Origin of the sequence: Paenibacillus urinalis (assembly GCF_028747985.1) — a bacterium.
GTDB classification, from domain to species: Bacteria; Bacillota; Bacilli; order Paenibacillales; family Paenibacillaceae; genus Paenibacillus; species Paenibacillus urinalis.
This window is the reverse complement of record NZ_CP118108.1, coordinates 255,001-279,811: the sequence shown is the minus strand read 5'-3', so window position 1 is coordinate 279,811 and position 24,811 is coordinate 255,001. Positions and strand designations below refer to the sequence as shown.

Here is a 24,811-nt window from a genome sequence, read left to right as displayed (position 1 = left end):
TACACTTCCCCCTTTTTCGCATCGCATCTAAGGATCTACTTGAACATCTCTTCTCCCTTAGCCTTAAACTCGGCCGCTATCGCTTCGGCTGTCTTCTCGCCTGTAAATAACGCCTGAATGTTCGGCTTCATCACCTGTTCCTTGAACTGCTTCTGCTTCGCTGCCAGCGCTGAGTCAAGCGAGAGAACGACCGGCTGCTCCATATGCTCTGCCATGATACGGGCTGCCTCCAGCGTTTCCGGCGTACCCAGACCCTTGCCTTCAAAATATTCAGCCTGTGACTTTCTAACAAACGGCAGCACGAGCTCATTGGCCGAATTCCCGGCTTTGGCGCCGCTCAGTGCTTCCATAACTAGGAACGTGTTCTTGGCATGCTGCTCGCCCTTATCATTCTTTTGCCTAAAAGCCACATAGCCCTCGCCGCCCATCGTTGATTTCTGCGGAGCATCCTTATGATGAGGGACCGGCAGCAATACAAATTTAACCTTGGCACCCTGCACCGTTCCTGCATCAATATCCGCATTCCGCTGCTTGATGAGCACATCGTAATACGGGATTGCCTTGGAGATAATGGCCGCCTGCTCGGCATAGAACATTTCTACACGTTTCGCAGGAGCAATGGCTGCCGTTTCTTTTGGCATATAACCTTCTGCACGAAGGGTCTCCAGGAATTTCAGCGTCTCTAGAATACGATCATCATTCCACTGGAATTCACCTTCCGCATTCAGCACATCCGGCATATTGTAATTGCGGGACAGCAGCTCCATAATCTCCATCGTCTGCCCTTCGGTCACAAAGGCATATTGTGGAGATCCGTCAGGAGCAGTCCCCATCAGCTTAGGCGCGATCTCAAGGAATTCACCCCAAGTCCACCCCTCCTGCTGGATCTTCTGCCAATCGACTCCAGCTTCCTCAAGAATACGTTGGTTGCCGCCCCAGCCCCATTGGTACTGGTAGATTGGAAGACCGTATTGCTTGCCTTGAATCTGCCCGAGCTCAAGCGTTCCCGGATAATAATCCTCCCTGATCTCAGGTGTCAGATAATCATCCAGCTGAATAGCCAATCCAGAGTCGACATAACTTCCATCTACACTGTGAAAATACAAATCCGGCGGATTGCCCGCATTCAGGGCGACATCAAATTTCTTTGGGCCTTCAGCCCAGGTGAGCATCTCTGTCTTGACGGTAATATTCGGGTGTTCCTTATTAAAATCAGCGAGGAGCTCCTTCAGGTCCTCTTCATACTTGTTATGAACAGGATACGTCCAGACCGTCACTGTATCCTTGGCATCCGCGCTTTGCTCGCTGCTACCTCCCCCGCCGCTGCAGGCTGTCACCGCAAACATTAGAATAGAGGTCAGCACAATCCATGTTTTACGCATTAGCACTTATCTCCCCTCATTCGTTCCTCGATAGGAACACCGTAGATTAGACTACCTTCTCAGCGCCCTCCTGCTCTCCTCCAGATACTTGACCGACTGCTCGTAATTCTTGCTGGCTACACAGAGATACAAAATATCAATCAGATTAAGCTGAGTCATCCGGGAACCCATAGCAGCGCTTCGAATTTCACTCTCTGTGGATGATGTGTATAGAGGTACGGTCGCCAGCTTGCTCAGCTTGGAATGACCGTACTTGGTCATGCTGATCACTTCTGCCCCCCGCTCCCGAACCAGCTCAGCAACACGAAGCACTTCTTCCGTTTCACCCGAATAGGAAATGCAGACAGCTACATCATCTTCTGTCATTGTGACCGCGGACGTGAGCTGCTGATGCGGATCAGCGAAGGAGAAGCTCATCTTGTTAATTCTTAAAAATTTCTGCTGTGCATCCATGGCTATAAGGTTAGAAGCTCCCACGCCAAAAAAATAAATACGCCTTGCCTGATCCATTAAAGAAACGGCCCGCTCCACCATCGCCTCGTCCATAATCTTCAGCGTATCCCGGATGGACTGAATATTGTTGTTCGATACGCTTCGAATCATCGCAGATACACTGTCATTCGGTCTGATCTCCTGATAGCCTGCCTGCTCATCCGACTCCCGCAAGTCACCAGCCACTTTAATTTTCAGATCCTGATAGCCTTTGAAGCCGATCGTTTTGCATAGGCGGACGATCGCTGCCTGACTTGCACCGCTCTTCGCTGCCAGCTCGGCAACGGAGAGCTCGATGATCTCGCCAGGCTGCTGCAGAATATAGGCCGCGATCTTACGCTCCGAAGGATTCAGTGTTTCATAGGCTTCCTTGAGACGAACCAAACCACCATTCATGAGAGCCGTTCCACCTCCATTCTCAATAGATATGTACATATAGGTTAGATAAACTAACACGATTCGTTCCCTATCCTCCCAAATATGTTTGGATTGATATTATTATATGAGTTGTAAAATATAATTTCAATAATATTTTATTTACTTAAAATTTTATTTTACAATCTGGAAATTATGACCTATACTAAATAAAAAATGAGAAGGGGTGAAGCGGTGAATGTCTTTATTGGCGTAGATGGTGGCGGTTCCAAAACCGAAATAATAACCATGTTAGAAGATACATCTATTCTCGCTCAATTCTATGGCGGGCCAACGAACCCCTATACAACTTCACCTCTTGAAGCAGCCAGCGAGCTGAACCGATTGCTAGAAACAACCCTCACTTTTATTAATGATCACTCACTTTTATGTAATGGTATTTGTCTTGGAATGTCAGGTATATACTTGGATGAAGAGAAGAATGCGCTTATCAATCAGGTTACTCAATGCTTGGAGCGCAAATCCTTCTCCGCGAAAATTACGGTTTGTACAGAGGGGGAAATATCTCTCATGGCGGCATCAGGGGAGCATACAGGCGTGCTCGTGATCGCCGGAACAGGCTCTATTGTTTATGGATTCACAAGAGAGGGAAGCATTCACCGTGCAGGAGGATGGGGACACCTCCTTGGAGATGAGGGCAGTGGTTATCAGATCGGCCTACAGACCCTTCAAGGGATTATGAGAAGTTATGACCGAGTCATCCCGCCTACGTTACTTACCTCCCTCGTTCAAGAAGACTGCCGATTAAACGAGATTACAGAGCTCCGCACCTTCATCTATCAACAACCCTTTAGTAAGAAGACCATCGCTTCTTATGCTGAGCTGTGCATCCGCGCCGCTGAGGAAGGAGATCCACTTGCAGACAGCATACTTAGATCTCAGGCCGCAAGTCTGGCCGACACAACCACCGCTCTTCTACATTCTCATCCTGATCTCCAGCAAGAAGTTATCGCTATGACGGGCTCTATCTTTCTCCATTCCTCTATATATAGAGCACACTATGAGTCATCCTTATGTACGATCTTCCCCCACCTTCGTATGATCACAGGTTCGGCAGATAGACCGCCAGCCTATGGCGCAGCACTGATTGCACAACAGCGGTTCTACCCGGATCAAGGAGTCTATGGACTCGTATAGTATGGTGAAATACCGCATGAGTCTGCCTTGCCGTTACTTACAAACGAAGGTTCATTAATATAGAAAAGCTTGCAATCAAGATGCCCCGTATATAAACGAATAACACCAATCATTTTCTAATCTAGAATTGGGGCCAGGAGCGAAGGAGGCCGTACCTTATTATGAATCATCTAAGCCATAAACTTAGCCAGTTGATTACTGAACATCCCAATCCGAGAACAGACCATATTGATCAGCTGGATTCCATTGAAATCATGAAGCTCATTAACGATGAGGATCAGCTAATCGCTAGGGTAATCAGACCGCTTATACCGCATATCGCAAAGGTTGCTGATTGTATAGTAGAGAGCTTTGAACGTGGTGGACGTTTATTTTATGTCGGTGCCGGTACCAGCGGCAGAATCGGCATCCTTGATGCATCCGAGTGCCCTCCCACCTACGGTACCGATCCGTCACTCATTCAAGGTCTTATCGCAGGAGGTTTCGAGGCCGTCCGAACACCTGTGGAAGGCGCTGAGGACAGCGAGCAAGGGGGCAGAGAAGATATGCAATCCCATCAGGTCGGCCCGCACGATGTTGTGATTGGCATTGCAGCAAGCGGCAGAACACCTTATGTGCTGGGTGCCATGAAGGAAGCCCGCACTCTGGGCGCTCTTGTAGTCGGACTCTGCAACAACCCCAATTCAGCCATGAAGCCGCTGGCAGATTATATGATTGAAGCTGTAACCGGACCCGAGGTCATTATGGGCTCCACCCGAATGAAGTCCGGGTCCGCACAGAAGCTTATTCTCAATATGCTGACGACGACAGCCATGATCCGCTCCGGTAAAGTATACCGGAATTTGATGATTGATCTTAACCCTTCCAATGAGAAGCTGGTCGATCGTGCCAAACGCATCATCAAGCTGGCAACCGGAGCCTCCGAGGAGCAGATCAAGGATGCCTATATCGAATCAGATGGCCATGTCAAGACCGCCATTGTTATGATTATGACCGGTTCAGACGCATCCTCAGCGAGGAAGCTGCTCGCTTCATCCAAAGGCTATGTTCGTAAGGCGATTGACAGCACTCCCACTTCATAAGAAAAGAGCGCCCCTCTATCCTTAGCACTAAGGAATAGATAGGGCGCTCTGCCATTTCAATCTACAATTTGAAACGCTGAATAATCTCCTGAAGCTCATCCGCTATATTCGATAAAGTTGCTGCAGAAGAAGCGACCTCCTGCATGGCTGCCAGCTGCTCTTCCGAAGCAGCAGACCCTTCCTGTGCGCCAGCGGATATCTGATCCGAGATCGCTACAGCGACCTCAAATGATTCACCGACATGGGCCATAGAGGCATCCATCTGCTTCGAGGCTGAGGATACTTCCTCCATCTGAGCGGCAACCTCTTGAATGGAGTGCAGAATCACTCTGAACCGCTCGCCTGCCTCCTGGACTGTAGCGATCCCTTTCGTAATTTCTTTAGATGCCGTGCCCATCGATGCTGTCGCAGCTCCTGTTCCCTGCTCCATTTCATGGGTCAATTTAGCAATTTGTGCTGCAGAAGCGGCCGACTGCGCTGCCAGCTCCTTCACTTCGTTCGCTACAACAGCGAACCCCCGTCCATGCTCACCTGCTCTTGACGCTTCAATTGAAGCATTCAGCGATAAAATATTCGTCTGTTTAGCGATATTCGTAATGACTTCAACAATCTTCCGTATCTCTAATGACTTATCTCCGAGCCCTTGAATCACCTCATTGAGGTCACCCGCTGAAGCACCGATCTGATCCATTTGATGCTTCGCTTGATCGATACTCGTCATACCGGCCTGGGACTCTTCAGATACCTGCTTGGCTGCCAGAGTCACTTCTCCAGCTTGGTTTGTAATAGCTCTTACACCGCGGGACATCTCTTCAACGAGCTGCTTGGCTTCGCCAAGGCTTTGATTGGATTGAATCGTTCCCGTTGCCGTCTCCTGCATAATTGTGGCCAGCTGTTCTGTTGCCTTTGTTGTCTGCTCGGAGCTTGCCGCAAGCTGCTGAGAGGACGCTGCAAGCTGATGCGACGTTTCACTTACTTCTCCGAGCACAGCACGAAGAGAACCGGTCATCCGATTAAAACCTTCCGCCAGAATGCCGTATTCGTCCCTGCGCTTCACGGATAGATCTATCGTCAAATCTCCATTTCCAATATCACGGGATGCTCTGACCATTGCCTGTATCGGGCGATGCAGGCTGCGGATCATTAGAATCATAACCCCCAGTCCCACAATGGCAGAAATGCCAAGCACGATAATCAGCGCGTTAAGAATCGGACGAGAGGCTTCATCCACTTCGGCATAATCCATTTCTGCGATGAGCTTCCACCCTGTACTCGCATGTGTATTAAAGAAGGCATATTTCTCTGCATTTCCTATGGCATAACTCAGATCCCCATTATCCTGTGTGAGCGCCGAATTTGATAGTGTCTCCAGCGCACTGGTTCCTGCATTAAAACGGGAGTGCACCAGATAATTGCCGTCACCATCTACCAAATACACGATACCTGTTTCTCCAATATGTACATCATTCACTGTAGAAGTCAGTGCTGCCAGACTGATCTGCATGCTTGCTACCCCTTGACCATCTGATAGTGCTCTGGCCAACGTTACAACGACATTACCTGTCGAGCTCGATTTATAAGGCTTCGTTACGATAACCTCTTCACTGCTTTGAGCATCCTGATACCAGGGCTGATCTGTCACAGATTCATTCATTCCATACATCGGGGCTTTCATCTGCTGGTCTCCGCGAGACGATACGATGACGAGAGATTCAACCTGAGGGTTGGCATCCTTCAAATCATCCAGCAGCCGCTGGGCCTGAGGACTTTGATTGGCAATTTGCGCCGCATTCGTCTGTCTTGCTAACAAATTGATATTTGCCTTCTGACTGTCAATCAAGGAGTCAATCTGCTTGCTGACAAGGGCGAGGGATTGCTCCATTGTCTCCTGATCCGACTTCCGAATCTCTGAATCAGCCGTATTATAAGAAACCCAGAAGATCGCTATACTAGGCAGGAACAGGAAGAGTAGGAATGCTGCAATCAACCTTACTCTAAAAGACAACAAGCTCTTCTTTTCTCTGCTACCCTTTTCAATTCTGTGCTTCTCATTACGGTTATCTTCCTTGTTCTTCTTTTCTTCACTTTTGTTCCCCAGCTTCACTTTTGCTAAGCTTTTTTTCAATATTTCCTTCAAAGAAAAAGCCCCCCTTTCTACGATATGTGTGGTTTATGCAGCTCGTTAATGCATCAATGAGGATGACGTCAACTGCATACTGTCTATAAAAAAGACAGAACATTTTATCTATCGGCAATTGGAGGCTGAGATGTTATACATTTTCTGAAATTTTTCATTTTAGTTTACATTCAATGTAAGATAACAGCTTGCTAAGCAGATATGTCAGTATAAAATAAATCAGCGCAGCCGTTAAGTACGGCTCCCAGATCGCATAATATTGGCCTCTCATCGCGTTGCTCCAGAACATAATTTCCTGAACGGAAATGATCGCAAGCAGCGAGGAATCCTTGACCAGCACGATGAATTCATTCCCGAACGCCGGAATCATGCGCTTTATAGCCTGAGGCATGATGATATAACGCATCGTCTGGTAGCGGTTCATTCCGGAGGAGTAGGCTGCCTCAAACTGTCCTTGATCGACGGATTGAATTCCTGCTCGATAAATCTCTGCCATATACGCGGCAGAATTCAGCGTCATGGACAAGATTCCCGCTGTGATCGCATCCGTGCTCCCATAGAACATCGGCACAACACCAAAGTGAACAATCAGAATTTGAACATAAAAAGGCGTTCCACGAAAAAAGTTGATATAGAGACTCGCAGGCCAGTTCAAATACTTCGGCTTCGCCATTTTTCCGAAAGAAATAAACAATCCCAGGACAGCACCAAGCAGAATGGAAACGATAGAGAGTCCGATCGTCAGAAGCATACCTTTCAGGATTAATGGCAGATATTCCACGATAATATCAAATCTAAAATTATCCATGAGCTGCACTCCCTTATTTAATATGGGCAACAAGAAAAGCATGAGTCCGCACATACCGCTGACCCATGCTTCCTGGTTCCTGCCTGTGCGCTTACTCTGCTGCCTTATCCAATTCTTCCATCAATCGGGTTAAATCCGGTTCATCTCCAAACCACTTTTTATATACCTCGGCATATTTCCCATTATCAATGACCGCCTTGATCGCAGGATCCAGCTTTGCCTTCAGCTCCGAGCCTTTAGGATACAGAATGCCGTAGTATTCGGAATCAAAGTTCTCCGGATCAAGGATGCTCTCGAACGCTTTATCCGGATTGTTCTTCATGTACTCCTGCACGATCGCTACGTCCGCCACCGCAGCATCTACACCGCCGCTCTCAAGCTCCATGAAGGCAAGGACATTACTCTCAAATTTCTTAAGGCTGCTGTTGCCCTGGCCCATGATCTCCGTCATCAGTGTATCGGCCGTTGTAGCGCCCTGGACCGCAACCTTCATATCCTTCAGATCCATTGCACTCGTTATACCGGCTCCTTCTTTGAACAGAATCATGTTCGTCGATTCGAAGTAGGGCAGGGAATAATCATACGTTGCTTTACGCTCTTCCGTGATGGATACACTGGATATCCCAGCGGCAAATTCAGTCCCCTGCTGGACACTGGTCAGCATCGCATCCCAGCCTGTATTGCTAAGCTCATAATCAATGCCTGCTTCGGCCATCACTTCCTTAAGAAAATCAATATCAAATCCGGTAATCTCGCCCTTATCCATAAATTCCATTGGAGCATATGCCGCATCCGTCGCAATTTTGATAATCTCAGATGATTCCTCTGCCGCTCCAGCTCCTCCAGCTCCTGTCGTAGCGCTCTCTTCATTGCCACAGGCCGTCAAAACTATCACAAATAAAGCAATTAACATAACACCGATTCTCTTAATCATATGAACCCTCCCTATAGGAATCCAGTAATATAAACAGATTCTATCAACAGATCCATAGATTAACAACACATTTTATTGCATGCGTCAATAAACATAACATATAAGTATTGTTTTAATCGTGATTTAGCTCACAAAAAGCCTCGCTGAGGAGCCAGGAGGCTTTTGTTTCTCTCTATATTTTGAAGCTGGCATAGTGAACCTGTATCCTTCTGAATGGTGTTTCTGTTTATTCATCCGTATTAGTCTACTGAATCAATTTCATAGCACCATGAAATTGATTTACTGTTGTACTCATATCTCAAGTCGTTCCAATCCGCACACCCATCTGATTAATCCAGCGGCGGTAAGCCACCGATAACATATCGGCTTTATGATTCAGCTCTGCCTGCAGATCCAGCGGCAATAACTCGGGCTTCTGGGTTTCAATAATCCACTTGTCCTGCTCGAATACGGTATCCTGAAAATCAATAAACTGCTGATCATCCACCTCATGCGCATAATTGCGAGATACCGGCATATACACGATACACTCCTGCTCTGACACCGGCAGCACAGTCAGCATAATCCAGAGCGTCTGCCCCGTTGCCTGATCTCTCTTGGATAAACGGGCCGCAAGCGGTCTAAACACCTCCTTTACATAGATATAAGTGGTCCCCTCACGATGATCTGACCCGGAATGGGCAACCGGCTGGAAGATTGGCACATCTCCGGTATATACCCTGTCCGGTTCCTTGAACACCTCAAAGTCCGGCAGCTCCGAATAATCCGGGTGACCAAGCAGACCGCCATGCACATACATCAGGTGGGCAAAGTCCGTAAAGTTTTCGATAACTCTCGTCCCCGCGGCCTTCACATGATACGGACCACATACGAGCGGCCGATATTCCGGATTCTCAAATTCCTCGAAGCTGGGCAAATCAGTCCTTGGCTCGCCGATACACACCCACACGATGCCGAATTTCTCCTGGCAATGATACTTGGTCGCCTTCGCTCTCGGCGGAATACGGTCATCCTTTCCTTGAGCAGGGATACATACGCATTTGCCATCCGAATTGTACTGCCATCCATGATAAGGACAGACCAGATTCTCATTCTTGTCTACCCAGCCTTTGGACAGCATCGCTCCGCGGTGAACACAGAGATCACGCAGTGCATGCACACCTTTGCTTGACCGGTAAACCGCGACGCGCTCCTCCAGCACGATAGCGGATACCGGCTTGTCAGCCAGCTCGTGTGATGCACATACCGGATGCCATTCGTTCTCAAGCACCGTATCTGACAGGGCGGATGAACCTAACGGTTTAAGCAGTTTTTGATCAATCATCGTTATCCTCTCCCGTTTCCATATTCTTTTCTGCCTGTTCCATCACCACTACTCGTTTTGGACCAAAATCTCACCGCTCTTCAAGGCGTCGATCGTAGCCTGAACCTGATCCTTGATTTCCGGCGTCATTTTCTCCTCAAACCCATGGTAGGGACTCATGTATACCGCGCCTTCTTTCACACCCAGTGACATCGGCTCTGCCTTCATCGTTCTCTCCATAATGGATTTGACCGCAGCCGTCATCGCTGTTGGATAATCTTGAATCACACTTGTAATGACGGTGTCCGGAGCAACGGGGTTTAAATCTTCATTGGACCCGATCGCGAGTACACCCTCCTGCTTGGCAGCATCAATACCGCCCATTCCCGCCTGATTTGCATTGGTCATGACGACGTCTGCTCCCTTTTCGATGAGGGAGATCGCGGTCTCCTTGGCTTTTGCAACATCATCACTGGACCCCGTCATGGTCGTCAGGACGTTAATATCAGGAACAGCTGCCTTCGCACCCTCTTCGAACCCTTTGACAGAGTTGGTAATGGGCGGAATCTCCTGCCCACCAATCGCCGCTACTGTCCCCGATTCAGACATCAAAGCCGCTACCGTTCCCATCAGATAACCCTGCTCCCGATTGTTGATACTGATGGAAGCGACATTCGGGCTTTGACTCACCGTAGCGCTGGTAACCAAAAACCAGGTATCTGGATACTCCCCGGCAACAGACATCATGGGTTCCGCGAATTCAAATCCATGACCGATGACGACGTCATATCCATCTGTCCCATACCCACGAATAAACTCCGCCATATCAGACTGGGCAACCTTCTCGGAATACTGCACTTCCGCACCAAGCTCGCTCTCCATCTGCTTGAGCCCTTTATACGCCGTGGCATTCCATCCGTTATCATTTACTGGACCCGGCGTGAGCAGAGCGACCTTAAGCGGCTGATTCGCTTCTGTAGCAGCGGTACTGGAGCCTGCCGCTGCCTCCTCGCTCTGCCCGCTTTCTGCAGCACCGCCGCACCCTGCGAGCAGAACAGCAACAGCTAGGATCAACGTACACAACAAGTGGAATCGTCTATTCAACATTTTTGTGAATCCCCCTTTAATTGATTAATCCATCATCCCGGCCATGCTACGGCCGATTCGTTCTCGCGTTGCCTCTTCCCTGCTCACCATGTCCACAATCCGGCCTTTGAACAGAACAGCGATCCGGTCTGAGAGTGACATCACCTCTTCAAGCTCTGTGGAGATGAGCAGAATGCCAACTCCCCGATCTCTCTCCGCCAGAAGCCGCTTATGTACATATTCCGCTGCTCCTACATCCATTCCGCGGGTCGGCTGCATCGCAATGAGCAGCTTCGGATTCAGCATCAGCTCTCTGGCCAGAATGACTTTTTGCTGATTGCCTCCTGACAGCTGACCGGCCGCACGCTCGCTTGAGGGGGTTCTGATATCAAACTCCTGCACGGCTTGCTCAGCGGTCTTCCTTATCGCTCCCTTGCGCAGCATGCCGAATTTGCTGAAGATGGATGACCTGTACTGCTTCGCAATTAGATTCTCCCCAATGCTCATGGGCAGCATGAGCCCTTCCTTGTGCCGATCCTCGGGAATGTAACCTACACCTTGCTCGGTCATGTATCGGGGATGCAGACGCTTTACAGGCCTGCCGTCAAGCTTGATCTCTCCACTTGACAGTTCCGTTAGACCCATGAGTGCCTCACTCAGCTCACGCTGGCCGTTGCCGTCTACACCAGCTATGCCGACAATCTCCCCTTCCCGTACAGTGAGTTTGATGTCAGATAACACGGGTACCTGGCTCCGCACCACCGAAAGATCCTGCACCTCAAGCAAGCAGCGCTGGCTACGGGTATAAGGACTATGCTTCAGTACTGTGACCTCTCTTCCAACCATGAGCTTTGCCAGCTCCGCAGGGGTCGTTTCCTTCATGGCCATAGAGCCTTCCATTTGTCCGGCACGCAGCACTGTCACCTGATCACAGACCGCCTCCACCTCCTGCAGCTTATGGCTTATAAAGACGATCGTTTTCCCTTGCTCCTTCAGTGACCTCAGAACAACGAACAAATCCTTGACCTCTGGTGGAGTAAGTACGGCAGTGGGTTCGTCCATAATGATGAATTCTGCGCCGCGGTATAACGTCTTCACAATTTCAACACGCTGCTGCTGACCGACAGATAATTCACTGACCCGCTTCGCGGGGTCTACATCAAGACCGTAGGCATCTGAGATCTTCTGAATCTCTGCACAAGCTCTGCGAAAATGAAACCAGGGACTCCGGCCTTCCTTAAGCCCAAGCACCACATTCTCTGCCACGGTCAATGCCGGTATCAGCATAAAATGCTGGTGGACCATACCGATTCCGATCTCCATCGCCTGCCTTGGTGAATCAAAATGGACTCGCTTACCTTTAAACAGAAGCTCTCCCTCATCGGGATGAAGAAGGCCTGACAGCATATTCATCAGCGTGCTCTTCCCTGCACCGTTCTCACCCAGAATGGCATGGATTTCGCCATACTTGATGCGGAGATCAAGACGATCATTGGCTGTGAACGATCCGAACCGCTTGGTGAGTCCTCTGGTTTCCAAAATATAATCATCACGCCCTCTGATGAGGGCTGAATATTTCGGTCCAGCCGAAGACGGTTCTATAGACTCAGAAGTGTATGACTGCATTAGTTCAGCTCCTCCTTCCGTGTATCAATCATCCGGGCACTGCTTATGCATGACGATTGGCTGCACTTTTATAAGGCTTGCCTGTCGCTGCCGGCTGTCTTGCCTTACCTGAGAACCAGGCCAGTGCAAGCATGGTCAGAAGATAAGGAAACATCAGCATGAACTGGTAAGGAATCTCAATGCCAAAGGACTGGACGCGAAGCTGAAGCGCATCAGCTCCTCCAAATAATAAGGAAGCTCCCATTGTCCCCGCGGGTGTCCAGCGGCCGAAGATGACAGCCGATAGTGCGATAAAGCCTCTGCCCGCTACCATATTCTCCGTGAATTGATTCAGAATGCCGAGTGACAGCGCACAGCCTGCAAGACCTGCGAGCATACCGCCAATGAGACAGCAGGTATAGCGAACCCGATGCACCCTGACCCCGAGCGTATCTGTCGCAAGCGGGTTCTCGCCTACAGCGCGGACCGTCAGTCCCCAGCGGGTTCGGTATAAGACAACACTTGTGATCGGAACCAGTAAAAATGCGAGGTAAGCCAGCAGATTTTGCTCAAATACAGCGGGGCCGATCCAGGGTATATTCTGCAGAAGTGGGATATGAGGCACGGGAACCGCTTCAACCTGAATTGTTTCTGTACCCATCCCCAGAAGACTCCTGCCAAAGACTGTTGTCAGACCAAGACCGAGAAGATTCAGCGCCGTGCCGATGATGACCTGGTCCGCTCCGGTCGTTACAGTCAAGAAAGCGAAGATGATACCAACCAAGCCGCAGACCAGAACTCCAGCAGCAAGCCCGGCCCATACATTACCGCCATAGTACGCACCCACCACTCCAGCCAGCGCCCCGATCAGCACCATGCCCTCCATACCGATGTTCAGAATTCCACTCTTGGACATGAACAGCACTCCGATTGCAGCCAGAAGCAGAGGTATCGAGAGCCGGATTGCGGCAGCTGCATAACTGATCCACAGCTCTTCACCCATTTTTTCCGCCTCCTGCCTTGGACAGAGACACCTTGCCCGGATGAGCTCCAGCATGCGCACCTTCGAGTTTGTGCAGTATCCATTTAGTAATTTGACGTTTGTATTTGCCGAACCAATATCTGTTGCACACCACGATGATGATCATCAGTGCCTGAATGACGAGCACGAGCGAGGTTGAAGCACCGGTCACTCGCTGCATTGCATTCGCTCCGCTCTTCATCCCTCCGAACAATAGTGCCGATACCATATTGCCGAGCGGGTGCGTATTTCCAAGCAGTGCGACCGCAATTCCTTCATAGCCATAGCCTGGGGAAAAATTTTGCAATAGCCTGTGCTGAACACCGGCAATTTCGATGTATCCGCCGAGCCCGGCGAGGCCACCGCTGACGAGCATCACCATGACCATGTTCCTTCTCACCGGCATCCCCATGACTTTGGCCGCCTGTCCATTAAGTCCTGTGGAGCGAATCTCATAGCCCCAAGTCGTCCTGTGGAGCAGGAAGTACATAAGAATGGCAACGACAATGGCAATGATAAAACCATAATGCAGCCTGGACCCGAGCAATGTCGGCAGAACCGAGCTGTCTGGAAGGGGTGCCGATTGAGGCATGCTCCCATTCGGGTCCTTCAACGGGCCTGTGACCATATAGCTGATCAAATAGATCGCAATATAATTCAGCATAATGGTATTAATGATCTCGCTTGCTCCCCGGCCTACCTTGAGCAGTCCGGCAATGCTGCCCCAGATTGCTCCGCCAAGACAGCCGCACAAGAGAGAGAGCGGCAAATGCAAGAGAAACGGAGTACCAGCCGGCATAAGCAGGGCAGCCATCGCCCCTGTAAGGGCTCCGACGTAGATCTGACCCTCTGCTCCAATATTGAACAGCCCGCTTCGATAAGCAAAGCTGTAGCTTAGGCCCGCAAATAAGAGCGGGGTTGCTTTTACCAGGGTCTCTTTGATACTGTTCACACTGCCCGCTGCTCCCTGCCAGATCAGCCCGTATGCTTCGAGCGGTGATACGCTCGCCGCAGCCATCACGAGCCCGCCTGCAACCAGAGCCAGCAGAATGGCAAATGCATAGAAGATAACCTCCATCCCCCACTCTACGATTCTGGTCACCCACCTTCGCTGTGTCATCTCATCCCCTCCTTCTATAAGAAGACGTATTTAGCTGCGAACACTATAAGCAGGATAACGGTTCATCAGCTTCTCCCTTAGCCGATCCACCCTTGCTTGTGCCCGCCTGATGATCTCCTCCTCATCAACGAGCGTACAGCGTCCGGCTTCCACAACAATCTGTCCATTCACAAACACCGTATGTACATCGTTCCCATTGGCGTTGTAAACAAGTGCAGAGGAATAACGGTGAATCGGTGCAATATGGGCTTTTTGCATATCAATAATGACGATATCCGCCTTCTTCCCAGGCTCTAGCGAGCCCAAATCCTTCTCTCTGCCCATCGCCTTGGCTCCGCCGCGTGTACCCATTTCGAGCACCTCCATTGGAGGGAGCATTGTGGAATCCAGATGATGCACTTTATGCAGACATGCCGTGAACTTCAGCACTTCAAGATTATCCTGACAGTTGTTACTGCCCGGTCCATCCGTACCCAGCGCAACATTAATGCCTGCCTTTCGCATTTCAGGCACCCTTGCAACGCCGGAGGCAAGATACATATTTGATACTGGACAATGAATAATGGATGCCTGGTGCTTAGCAAGGAGTTCAAGCTCGCCATCATCGAGCCATATTCCGTGCACCACCTGAGTCCTTGGACCGAGCATGCCGACCGCTTCGACCAGCTCCAGATTCCGAAGTCCAAACCGGGACAGCGTATTGTCAATCTGATCGCTCGTTTCGGCGACATGAATATGCGTGATCAAGTTCCGGTCCAAGCTGAATCTGGCCGCCCGTTCAAGGAATGGTCTGGAGCATCCGTACAGATTTAATGGACCCATAGCAATCTCGATACGTCCTGTTCCTTCCCCCTGCCAGCGGTCGAGCAGCGCTGCTGTACGCTCGAAGATGACGTCCTCTTCTTCTCTCAGCCTCGGCTCGTAGCTCAGATCCACTCCCCCGCGAGCCAGATGCCCGCGGATCCCTGATTCCACCATGGCCCGGAGTACATTCTCCGTGTTCTCCTCGTAGGTATGGATGTAATGGTGATCCATGATGTATGTAGCGCCTGACTTTAAATTTTCAATACATCCAATCAGTGCAGCCAAATAAAAATCCTCGGCTTCCATGGCAAGCGATCCCGGCCATATCACCTGCCGCAGCCACTCGGACAAGGGATGGTCATCTGACACGCCGCGAAGAAAGGTCTGAAATAGATGCGTGTGTCCGTTAATCAGACCAGGAATGACCGCTTTGCCCCCGGCATCTATTTTCCGATCTGCCTCCAGCAGATGACGGATGCTCCCTTCCTCCATAGGCCATGCTCCTGTCTCTACAATCTGGTCATGCTGGATGTATACATAGCCCGGAGAATACACTTCATTGTCCACATTCATCGTAAGAATCGTGCCGTTATATATAAGCGTTGTACTAATGCTGATCACTTCCCGCCTTATGTTAGTATTTATTACATTTCTGTGAATTGATCTCATCATAAAGGATTGAATATTTCATTGTCATTGGCTATAGTAGACTAAAACATTTTAAATCATTGGTTAAGATAACTATTTTCTAGAAAAAACCTAACGCATACCTGACACATATACCCAAAAAAAGTATTCTCTTCGCCTCCCAAGCTTTCTTGAAGTAACCATCTTCACTCAAGGCCCTTTCCTTTTCACCGGATTGAACTCTGATTGAGCTGTACAATTTTATATATTTGATACCTTTGGAGGTAACCTCATGAAAATATCCGATCTGCTCGACATTCCCATGCTCGCCAGCTCCCGGGTAACCGCCGGCCGCGAGGGACTTTACCGTGCTGTATACTCGGTCAATATGATGGACTCTCCCGACATCTTCGAATACTTAAAGCCTAATGAGCTCCTCCTTACTACCGGATATGCCATCAAAGACAAGCCTGAGATATTGACGCAGCTGGTCACGAGGATGGCTGAGCTGGGCTGTGCCGGACTTGGCATTAAGACAAAGCGGTATCTTGATCACATTCCTGAAGAAGCCAAGGAGGCCGCCGACCGTCTTCAATTTCCACTGCTGGAGCTGTCGCTCGACTGCGCTCTCTCCGAAGCGCTGCATCAGCTGCTGGCCCGCATTATGGAATCCCGAACAGAGGAGATGCGATATGCGCTTGAGAGCCATCGTTACTTTTCCGACATTCTTCTGGAAGGCAAAAGCCTCCAAACAATTCTGGAGGAGCTCGCAAGGCTCCTCTCCTATCCTGTACTGCTTGTAAACCGCAGCTTGGAGCCTTTCGCTACATCATCCGGATTTGGAACTGCCTATTCCTCGCTCCTGCAAAATATCTCGAACTGGCTGCCGTCGATACTGCATGAAGCCCGCTCTCCCAGCATTCCGCTGCCACCCAGCAGTGCTGTTCCTTTTTCCTATTTGCTCCAATATCCGATCCAGACGGATCAGTCCCAAGGATACCTGCTGTCCTTTACGAACCAGTATCCTGTCAGTACGCTCTCCTTGCTGACCCTCGAACAGGCAGCGAACGTGATCAGCTTCGATCTACTGAAGCGCCAGGCTGTCAAGGAACGCTCCCGCCGCTACAAGAACGACTTCTTCGGCGACCTTGTGGATGGACTGATCTCAGATAAGCAGGACCTGATTCACCGCGGGCGCAGATATGGACTCAGCGAGCAGCGCTCCTATTACTGTGTTGTGCTGAAGAAGGATGCACCTCTCCGCAGCCGCAATAGCTTCAGCTCCTATTCACCAATGCTGCCGAATGACTCCATCGGGGGGCGCACAGCTTCAATGAAGGAGGATCTGTATGAGCTCGTTAAAGGGGAATCCAAGGCAAGCGACTTCTCATTCATTCTTTTTTCCAAAAATGACGCCGTCGTCATGCTGCTTCCAGTGCATACCCTTGAGGAAGCTGCCCTTGACGAGCACCAGCTGCCTGAACGTCTTCTCGCGTCACGCCTGCAGCAGATGATTCATTCGCTCTGGTCCCAGCATGAAGTATCGCTGTCCGTCGGCGTCAGCAATACCGCAGATGAGCTGTCCCAACTGCCGCGAGCTTACCAGGAAGCACTTGATGCATTGCAGACGGGCCAGCACAGCCAGCAGCAGCGCTACGTGCAGTTCTATCATGTCAAGGAGTTATCTGACCTGTTGCGGATGCTTCCGCAGGAGGATCTGCAGGAGTTTATCAAAGAAACGTTCGCACACCTGCTCTTTCTGGAGGACAAGGAACGCGGAGAGCTATTGAAGACGCTGCGGAGTTTTTTAGATAATCACTGCCATATTGCCGATACGGCCAAGCAATTGTACCTTCACCGGAATACGGTGATTTACCGACTGGACAAATGTGAGCAGCTGACAGGCCGCTCCCTGCGCCTGCCTGCCAACAGCCTGCGCTTTCGAGCAGCGTTTTTAATGGAGGAGTTATTAAATTAATGCCCCATTATATGGGTTGTTTACCAACTTTCAATCCTATAAAATGAAACCAGTGTGGTTATATCCATTACATAAGGTCATAATCAGAATTGGAGGCTTACTTACAACATGTCTATATTCAGCACATATGTTCATAAGAAATCGATGTTTAATCGAATTTTATCAGCCATACTTGTTACCTCTGCATTACTATCACCGTCAGTAGGCATATCGCCGGTTCAGGCTGCTTCCGCAGCTGCCGCCACGACCAAGCCGGCTTCCATTACAGTCGACAGCGAGTCTGTCACGTGGGAATACGCCCCTTTTGTTGAGAAGGGAACGACCTATGCTCCCCTTAGACAGGCGGCCGCTGCTCTCGGCGGGCAAGTGAAATGGAACCAAGCCAAACAAACGGTGGAAATTTATAATCATGGCGATACCATTACACACCGTGCGGGAACCAACGTCATTCAAATCAATGACGATCGGCTCATGCTCCCTGCTCCATCGAAGAATATGAGCGGCACACTTATGATTCCGCTGCGTACCCTCTCGGATGCGATGAAAGCAGGGCTGCAGTTAACGAATACCTCTTCCCAGATGATCATCACCCTGCAATCAGATTCGTCGACGATCATGAGTAGTGATTCAGCTGCAATCGATCAGTATCTTAAGGAGACCAAATACTCAGGCATAGCGCTTGTGGCGAGTAATGGAGACATTCAATTGAGAAAAGGCTACGGATTATCGGATATCAATTCCCTTGTTCGCCCGGATCAAAAATCACGCATTGCCTCCATCACCAAAGGCTTTACAGCCGCAGCCATCATGCAGCAGGTTCAGCAGGGAAATATTTCGCTTGAAGACCCTGTTTCCAAATACGTATCCGGCATTGACCGCGGTAATGAGATTACCATTCATATGCTGCTCTCACATACTTCCGGGCTTCCTTCCAATTTTACGCGTGAGGAAGGGATTACTATGGAGGATACACTTGCGGAGATTCGTACGAAGAAGCTGATGGCAGAACCGGGTGCTGAATACCGTTACAGCAATAACGGATACATTTTACTTGCTGCTATATTGGAGCGTGTGTCGGGCAAAGAGTACGGCGCATATCTTCAAGAGCAATTCTTTAAGCCGATTGGCATGAAGAATACAGGTACGGCAACCCCTTCTACCAAAACAATGAAAGGCTATACGGATCAGAAGGGTACATGGGCCGAGGCCAGCTATTATGTTTCCCAATCCGGAACCGGTACACTGTATTCTACAGTTGATGATCTGCTGAAATGGGATCAGGCTCTACGGGGTAACAAAGTGCTGTCCGAGGAAATTCAAGAGACCATGTACACGCCTTACTCTGATCGAAACTATGGATACGGCTGGATGGTCAGTGAAACAGATGAAGGCATGGTCGTATTCCATAACGGCAGTGGTACAGGCTACTCTACAGGTATTTCGCGTAATCTGGATAACGGCATAACGATCATCCTGCTCGGCAACCATGCCGGAATGGATATGACAGGCATGCTCAATCATATACAGGAGATGGCACTCAAGCTATAGACATTAATTTTAGGTCAGACCAACTGAATAGAGGTGTCACTAGTGTTTAATAAACCACAGATGGATCATATTGAGATCATCGGAAGCATAGCCGAACAGCATATGGATAGTGCAGCAAGAGCAGATGAGCAGAATGAGCTGAACTACGCACTGATCGGAGACCTGCTGGCAGCAGGCTACCACACCTATTCTGTTCCCAAGGAGTATGGAGGGCTGGGCGTATCTCTCTCCGATTTTCTGCAGTGTCAGGAGCGTATCGCCATGGTGGATGCCGCAACAGCTCTCGCCATTGGATGGCATCATATTACGGTATTCAACGTAGGACAGAACCAGCTATGGGATGAAGCGTCCTTCCATGCTTTATGCAGAGCCGTTATATCGGAAGGCGCCTTGGTTAATGCAGCAGATTCGGAAAAGGCGACGGGAAGCCCTTCACGTGGTGGGAAGCCGCAGACCTCTGCAGAGAAGACTTCGGATGGCAATGGCTATGTGCTGACAGGGCGGAAGACATTTACGTCGCTATCAACGGCACTTCATTATTATGTCGTATCGGCCACAGATTCGGTTACTGGTGAAGTTGGTGAATATCTGGTTCATAAAGATATGCCAGGTGTAAGTATTGAGCCCACCTGGAACATGACAGGCATGCGCGGGACGGCCAGCCATGATCTTGTGCTAAACCAAGTGCAGCTGCCTGAAAATGCGCTGGTTCGAAGACGCCCTGCAGGGAAGAAATCCATTCGTCCCAACGCCTACTTGCTTAACATTCCAGCCGTATATCTTGGGATCGCCCAGGGGGCAAGGAGAGAAGCGCTTCGTTTCGCTGCGGCATATCAGCCGAATAGCCTGGCCCATCCCATTATCGAGCTGCCTCACATTCAGCATAAGATTGGGCAGCTCGAGATGGAGCTGACGACAGCCCGTCATTTTTTGTACAGTGTAGCGGCTAGATGGGAGCAGCTGGAGCGGCCTTTGACAGACAGCGACTTGGCCGGAATCGCTCCCGATCTTGGCGCAGCCAAGACCTTTGCCGTTCAGAATGCACTCTCTATTGTAGATACAGCGATGCGGATTGTCGGAGTTCACAGTCTGGCCAGCTCCCACCCGCTCTCACGTATGTATCGTGATGTAAGATTCGGACTCCATAATCCGCCGATGGACGACGCCGTTTATCAGATGCTGGCCAATCGCGCCATCAGTGAAGTTCCCTTAAGCTAAATTTTCAAATGAAAAAAGAAGCTACGAAACACTGCCTTCCGCCTAAAGCTGGCATGTGATTCGTAGCTTCCTATCATTCTTCTCGCCTGATATTATTTTCTATTAGATATAGCTGGCAGCAACACCGTAAGCTTATCCTGATTTTTGCTCATATTACTAGTTTTCACTACCAACCTAACCTGAACCTTCTACTCATCCCATATTTTTATTTAATTTGGCTGTTTCGTATTTATCCCAGCCCACCATATTCTCTAAAATAATGACTAGCACTACACCTATGACAAGTCCATTGGACAACAGGGGCGTAAGCAGTGGAGGAAAGTCTCTAAAAGCAGAGATCGGTATGTTCATGATGCTTATTCCAACAAGTACAGGCAGCGCCACCCGATAGATGGTCTTCGGATTAAATACCGCGCCTTGGAACGTTCGAATGGCTGTACCGAACATTTGGAGATACGCGGCAAACAGTACCGCATTTCCAACCGTTAGAGGCAGCTGAGCCAGCCAGCCGCTTAACGAAGGAAACACCCCGACGATAATAAACATTAGGGATCCAGCTAGTAAGGCCGCACGCCGGAGAACCTTTGTATTTTCCAGAAATCCGATCGAGGACGCAAATGTGCCAAAAGGAATCAATCCCAGGCATCCTCCGAGCACCGAGAATACATTGGTGAATATAAACGCTCTTTTGTATTGCCCCGGTGTTGCTGTTCGATTGAATAATTCCCCTGCAGCGGTTAGGCTCGTTAACGTATTCGTCATGTTCACAAGCCCGGCAAGCAGCCCAACCATTATAATCCCTGGCTCTAACCCAAAATTACCCCAGGGCATCCACTGCCATAGTGAAGCACTACCAGCTGAGCCCCCTGTAGAAGCAGCAGATGCAGCCGATCCTGAATTTTGACCAAACAACACCGCATAGGCTATCCAGCCAATCACAATTCCTCCAAGGAGCGAGAACTGTCCCCATTTCCCTCTGCCTTTGAGATGAATAACAGCGACCACCAGAATAATGACTAGCGATAGTCCGGCCAGGGGCAGATTCCATGTACCGCTCTGATCATAGCCGATCATGCCTTTGAAGAACGTATTAGCCAACTGAAACGTAAGCAGCAACAGATACACGCCCATTACGATCGGAGTAAACACTCGCTGCAGGATGCGGATAAAGCCGCACATCGCCAAAATAATGACCATCACACTGGACAAAATAAATCCGCTCATCAAACTCGACCCTACTGTTGCGAGATCCATTCCCATTGCAGGAGCAGACGCACAAATACTAAGCACCACACCCCACCACACGCCGGCAGGTCCATCCATGAGCGCATATCGGTGTCCCCATATCACCTGGACGATACATAGCAGCCCCGTCAAAATAAAAGAACGCTGCATCGAAGCAGCAATCTCTTCAGGTGGGAGCCCTAGCGCATGACCAATCGATAGCGGCACCATCACGGTATTGGTAAACAAAAAGAAAAGCCACTGCACACCGGCAAGCAGCACATTCAATGAGAACCTCGATTTGAGCTCCTGGAGTAAATAGCTCGGTCTGAGCTCAACACCAGATCCTTTCTGGCGTAGTTCAGAAATTGTAATCATTGACCTTAACTCCGCACTCGTTGTCTGATTCTTCTCAAGTTCGACTTCGTTTTTTTCTGCGATCTTATCCAGCTTCGTATTCAAACCTTTGTTTAGATGCTTCTCTTTATCTTTCATTTCACATTTCGTTATGGGTTTCTTATCGGTACTCATTATTAAAACCAGCTTTCAAATTTTCAATATATCCAGTTCCTTGATAATCTGTTTCTCCTGTACTTTGCAATCATTGGTCCTATTACTTAGCACCAGCCTTCTCCAGGATTGTAATCATGTCTTTAAAATCTCGGCTCTTCGCATGCGCCAGGGGCGTTACACCTTGTCCATCAGCCAGGTTTACATCCGCCCCATGTTCAACGAGCAGCTTCACAATTTGAGTGTGCCGTTCTCCGCCATCTCCTAAAATAACCGCCTCTAACAGCGCGGTCCATCCGAGATTGTTGATATGATCAATATCTACATCCGAATGCTTAAGCAGATACTCGACAATCTGGACATGACCTCGATCTGCCGCAGGTATTAATGCCGTGCCTCCGAACCGGTTCGTTAGTGTTGTGTCTGCACCTGCTTCAACCATCAGTTTCACAATCTCTGGTCTGCCTTCAGCTCCGGCATAGAGAAGAGCGTTGTCACTACGCTGATCTCGCAGGTTCAAGTCTGCCCCTTTCTGGATAAGAGCCTCTACCGTATCAGGCTTATTTCCATATGTCGCTGCAAGGATCGCCGTTCTTCCTCGATCATCCGTAACATTAATATCAATACCTTGCTCCAGCATGGTAAGAACCTTGTCGGTATCTCCAAGCTCTGCTGCATTTACAAAATCCATAGAGTTCACTTGATCATCCTCCTGACGATGATTCTTATTGTTATTTTGCTGTGCTCCTGCGTTGAAAGAAACCTCAGATTCAATGGCGCGATCAGATGTGCCCGAATTCATAGATTGATCTGCTTGTGTATCAGAAACAGGTTGTGCCTCTTGCTGAGATTTTTCTGAATTGCCATCCATTGCACAGCCTGAGATCAACATCATCATAACTAATATTGATAAGGAAGCCTGTAATAACCTCACATCATCCCTCCACCACTGTGCTATGTTTTTATGGTATCATGGGACATACTATATTAAAAATATTTAAAACCTTGCTAAAGTATAGGATTATCATATAGATAAGGATGAGGAGTTTAGTGGATGGATATTAAGCAGCTACGTTATTTTATTGCCTTGGCCGAAGAATTGCAGGTTACCTCAGCAGCGCATAGACTTCATATGTCACAGCCTCCACTGAGCCAGCAGCTGAAGCTGATGGAAACAGAACTCGGTGTCCCTTTGTTCTATCGAAACGGGAGACAATTAGAGCTTACTGCCTCAGGCAAGACGCTATATGAGCATGCGTTAACCATCACCCGCTTGATGGAAGAAGCCACAGCAGAGGTACAGGAATCGGGTCTTGGGGTCAGAGGAAAATTATCTATTGGCATCAATACACTGTCTGATGAGAAGCTGCCGAAGGTACTGAGTACTTTTCGCACCCTCTATCCGAAAGTTACCTTTAAAATTCAACAGAACGAAACCAATACACTTGCTAAGCTAATCAAAGAAAGGGTACTTGATCTAGCCATTATACGCCTTCCCATCGCACTAGAGGATTTTGACTATGAAGTACTTGGCACGGAGCCTCTATATTTTGTTACGGGAGCTCATCAAGCAAACGCAGATCCGTTAAACCATGAATCCGTGGTTTCCATCCCTTATGAGAGGGTGTCACAGTATCCATTAATCCTGCCAAGTACAGAAGGACTGGGCTTATATCACTTGATCCTGGATCAGTTTCACAGTCGAGGCCTGTCGCCTGTAATCATAGGAGAATGCTCTGATATTGGAATGCTCGTTGAACTCGTCGCTTCAGGGTTCGGCTCTTCGATCCTTCCTAGAAGCTCCTTACATCGATATAAAGGCGAACAGATCCTCACTTATCAAATTGCGGGACCTCAGGAAACGTCTAGTTCGGCTGTCATTTGGCTCAAACAGCACTACCTTAGCAAAGCTGCTCAGAAGCTCATTGGTCTGTACAAAACTTTGTGAGTCTCCTGGTGAATAGTAATTATGAGCAGTAATAAACCATCGCAGTATCATAGTGAAACAGACCTGAATTGTTTAAGACTCACAAATCTCTGGCCTCACTACCTTATCCCCGCTTCGTACACTATCCAATGCCTTGTGTGTGTTCCACATCGGGGATAAGGTTTATGGTTATCTATGCGATAGCTTGCTCCTAGCTCCGACTAGTTAATTTATTTTCTAATATATTCTAATGCTATGCACAAAAAAGCCTTCCGCATAAAGCGAAAGGCTCCTTTTAAGTAAGCGGGTGATGGGAATCGAACCCACGCTACCAGCTTGGAAGGCTGGAGTTCTACCATTGAACTACACCCGCAAAATATATGAAATCGGGATGACACGATTTGAACATGCGACCCCCTGGTCCCAAACCAGG

19 protein-coding genes and 2 tRNA genes (1 of these 21 cut by a window edge) are annotated in these 24,811 nt (G+C 49.1%); 6 read left to right on the top strand and 15 right to left on the bottom strand.

The window, feature by feature from the left end:
* Positions 1-35: 35 nt before the first annotated feature.
* Positions 36-1,382: an ABC transporter substrate-binding protein gene (locus PUW25_RS01385; RefSeq protein ID WP_274337914.1), complete on the bottom strand. Its 1,347-nt coding sequence runs from the start codon at positions 1,380-1,382 to the stop codon at positions 36-38.
* A 51-nt stretch (positions 1,383-1,433) separates the two neighbouring features.
* On the bottom strand, positions 1,434-2,270 hold the full coding sequence (locus PUW25_RS01380) for a MurR/RpiR family transcriptional regulator (protein ID WP_274338256.1): 837 nt from the start codon (positions 2,268-2,270) through the stop codon (positions 1,434-1,436).
* A 213-nt stretch (positions 2,271-2,483) separates the two neighbouring features.
* On the opposite strand from PUW25_RS01380, the gene PUW25_RS01375 reads away from it, so the two are divergent.
* Both PUW25_RS01375 and murQ read left to right on the top strand, forming a co-directional pair.
* Positions 2,484-3,446, top strand: coding sequence for an N-acetylglucosamine kinase (locus tag PUW25_RS01375; protein ID WP_274338508.1), 963 nt, complete (start codon positions 2,484-2,486; stop codon positions 3,444-3,446).
* 161 nt (positions 3,447-3,607) lie between these two features.
* Positions 3,608-4,528 (top strand): N-acetylmuramic acid 6-phosphate etherase, encoded by a 921-nt coding sequence (murQ, locus tag PUW25_RS01370; protein ID WP_274337912.1) that lies wholly within the window; start codon positions 3,608-3,610, stop codon positions 4,526-4,528.
* A gap of 61 nt (positions 4,529-4,589) precedes the next feature.
* Here the strand turns inward: murQ and PUW25_RS01365 are convergent, their stop codons facing one another.
* The 9 genes from PUW25_RS01365 to PUW25_RS01325 form a co-directional block, all read right to left on the bottom strand.
* Positions 4,590-6,665 carry a methyl-accepting chemotaxis protein gene (locus PUW25_RS01365; protein WP_274337911.1) on the bottom strand — a complete coding sequence of 692 codons (2,076 nt, stop codon included), beginning with the start codon at positions 6,663-6,665 and terminating at the stop codon, positions 4,590-4,592.
* 154 nt (positions 6,666-6,819) lie between these two features.
* The gene (locus PUW25_RS01360) at positions 6,820-7,473 is read right to left on the bottom strand and encodes an amino acid ABC transporter permease (protein WP_047912497.1); all 654 of its coding nucleotides are present in this window, start codon (positions 7,471-7,473) and stop codon (positions 6,820-6,822) included.
* Positions 7,474-7,564: 91 nt separating this feature from the next.
* Complete coding sequence (locus PUW25_RS01355; RefSeq protein WP_047912498.1) at positions 7,565-8,407, bottom strand: transporter substrate-binding domain-containing protein; 843 nt, start codon at positions 8,405-8,407, stop codon at positions 7,565-7,567.
* A gap of 298 nt (positions 8,408-8,705) precedes the next feature.
* Positions 8,706-9,731, bottom strand: coding sequence for an aromatic ring-hydroxylating dioxygenase subunit alpha (locus tag PUW25_RS01350; protein ID WP_274337910.1), 1,026 nt, complete (start codon positions 9,729-9,731; stop codon positions 8,706-8,708).
* 48 nt (positions 9,732-9,779) lie between these two features.
* Complete coding sequence (locus PUW25_RS01345; RefSeq protein ID WP_047912500.1) at positions 9,780-10,817, bottom strand: BMP family protein; 1,038 nt, start codon at positions 10,815-10,817, stop codon at positions 9,780-9,782.
* A 24-nt stretch (positions 10,818-10,841) separates the two neighbouring features.
* Positions 10,842-12,422 (bottom strand): ABC transporter ATP-binding protein, encoded by a 1,581-nt coding sequence (locus PUW25_RS01340; protein ID WP_081872544.1) that lies wholly within the window; start codon positions 12,420-12,422, stop codon positions 10,842-10,844.
* 43 nt (positions 12,423-12,465) lie between these two features.
* Complete coding sequence (locus tag PUW25_RS01335) at positions 12,466-13,404, bottom strand: ABC transporter permease (RefSeq protein ID WP_047912501.1); 939 nt, start codon at positions 13,402-13,404, stop codon at positions 12,466-12,468.
* The gene (locus PUW25_RS01330) at positions 13,397-14,542 is read right to left on the bottom strand and encodes an ABC transporter permease (RefSeq protein WP_152557761.1); all 1,146 of its coding nucleotides are present in this window, start codon (positions 14,540-14,542) and stop codon (positions 13,397-13,399) included. Before PUW25_RS01330 ends, PUW25_RS01335 begins: the two co-directional genes overlap by 8 nt.
* Before the next feature lie 30 nt (positions 14,543-14,572).
* Positions 14,573-15,967: an amidohydrolase family protein gene (locus PUW25_RS01325; protein WP_238546413.1), complete on the bottom strand. Its 1,395-nt coding sequence runs from the start codon at positions 15,965-15,967 to the stop codon at positions 14,573-14,575.
* Between the two features lie 298 nt (positions 15,968-16,265).
* Between PUW25_RS01325 and PUW25_RS01320 the strand changes: the two genes are divergently transcribed.
* From PUW25_RS01320 to PUW25_RS01310, 3 genes are all read left to right on the top strand, one after another.
* Positions 16,266-17,951, top strand: coding sequence for a PucR family transcriptional regulator (locus PUW25_RS01320; RefSeq protein WP_047912502.1), 1,686 nt, complete (start codon positions 16,266-16,268; stop codon positions 17,949-17,951).
* A 108-nt stretch (positions 17,952-18,059) separates the two neighbouring features.
* Positions 18,060-19,499, top strand: coding sequence for a serine hydrolase domain-containing protein (locus PUW25_RS01315; protein ID WP_274337909.1), 1,440 nt, complete (start codon positions 18,060-18,062; stop codon positions 19,497-19,499).
* A 42-nt stretch (positions 19,500-19,541) separates the two neighbouring features.
* Positions 19,542-20,717, top strand: a complete 1,176-nt coding sequence (locus PUW25_RS01310; protein ID WP_274337908.1) for an acyl-CoA dehydrogenase family protein — start codon at positions 19,542-19,544, stop codon at positions 20,715-20,717.
* A gap of 192 nt (positions 20,718-20,909) precedes the next feature.
* On the opposite strand, the gene PUW25_RS01305 is transcribed toward PUW25_RS01310, so the two are convergent.
* Positions 20,910-22,472 (bottom strand): uracil/xanthine transporter, encoded by a 1,563-nt coding sequence (locus PUW25_RS01305; protein ID WP_274337907.1) that lies wholly within the window; start codon positions 22,470-22,472, stop codon positions 20,910-20,912.
* Positions 22,473-22,554: 82 nt separating this feature from the next.
* Positions 22,555-23,385: an ankyrin repeat domain-containing protein gene (locus tag PUW25_RS01300; protein WP_338000040.1), complete on the bottom strand. Its 831-nt coding sequence runs from the start codon at positions 23,383-23,385 to the stop codon at positions 22,555-22,557.
* A 120-nt stretch (positions 23,386-23,505) separates the two neighbouring features.
* Between PUW25_RS01300 and PUW25_RS01295 the strand changes: the two genes are divergently transcribed.
* The gene (locus PUW25_RS01295; protein WP_047912505.1) at positions 23,506-24,399 is read left to right on the top strand and encodes a LysR family transcriptional regulator; all 894 of its coding nucleotides are present in this window, start codon (positions 23,506-23,508) and stop codon (positions 24,397-24,399) included.
* Positions 24,400-24,680: 281 nt separating this feature from the next.
* On the opposite strand, the gene PUW25_RS01290 is transcribed toward PUW25_RS01295, so the two are convergent.
* Positions 24,681-24,751, bottom strand: a tRNA-Gly gene (locus tag PUW25_RS01290).
* 13 nt (positions 24,752-24,764) lie between these two features.
* Positions 24,765-24,811: transfer RNA gene (locus PUW25_RS01285), tRNA-Pro, on the bottom strand; it runs 27 nt beyond the window's last position.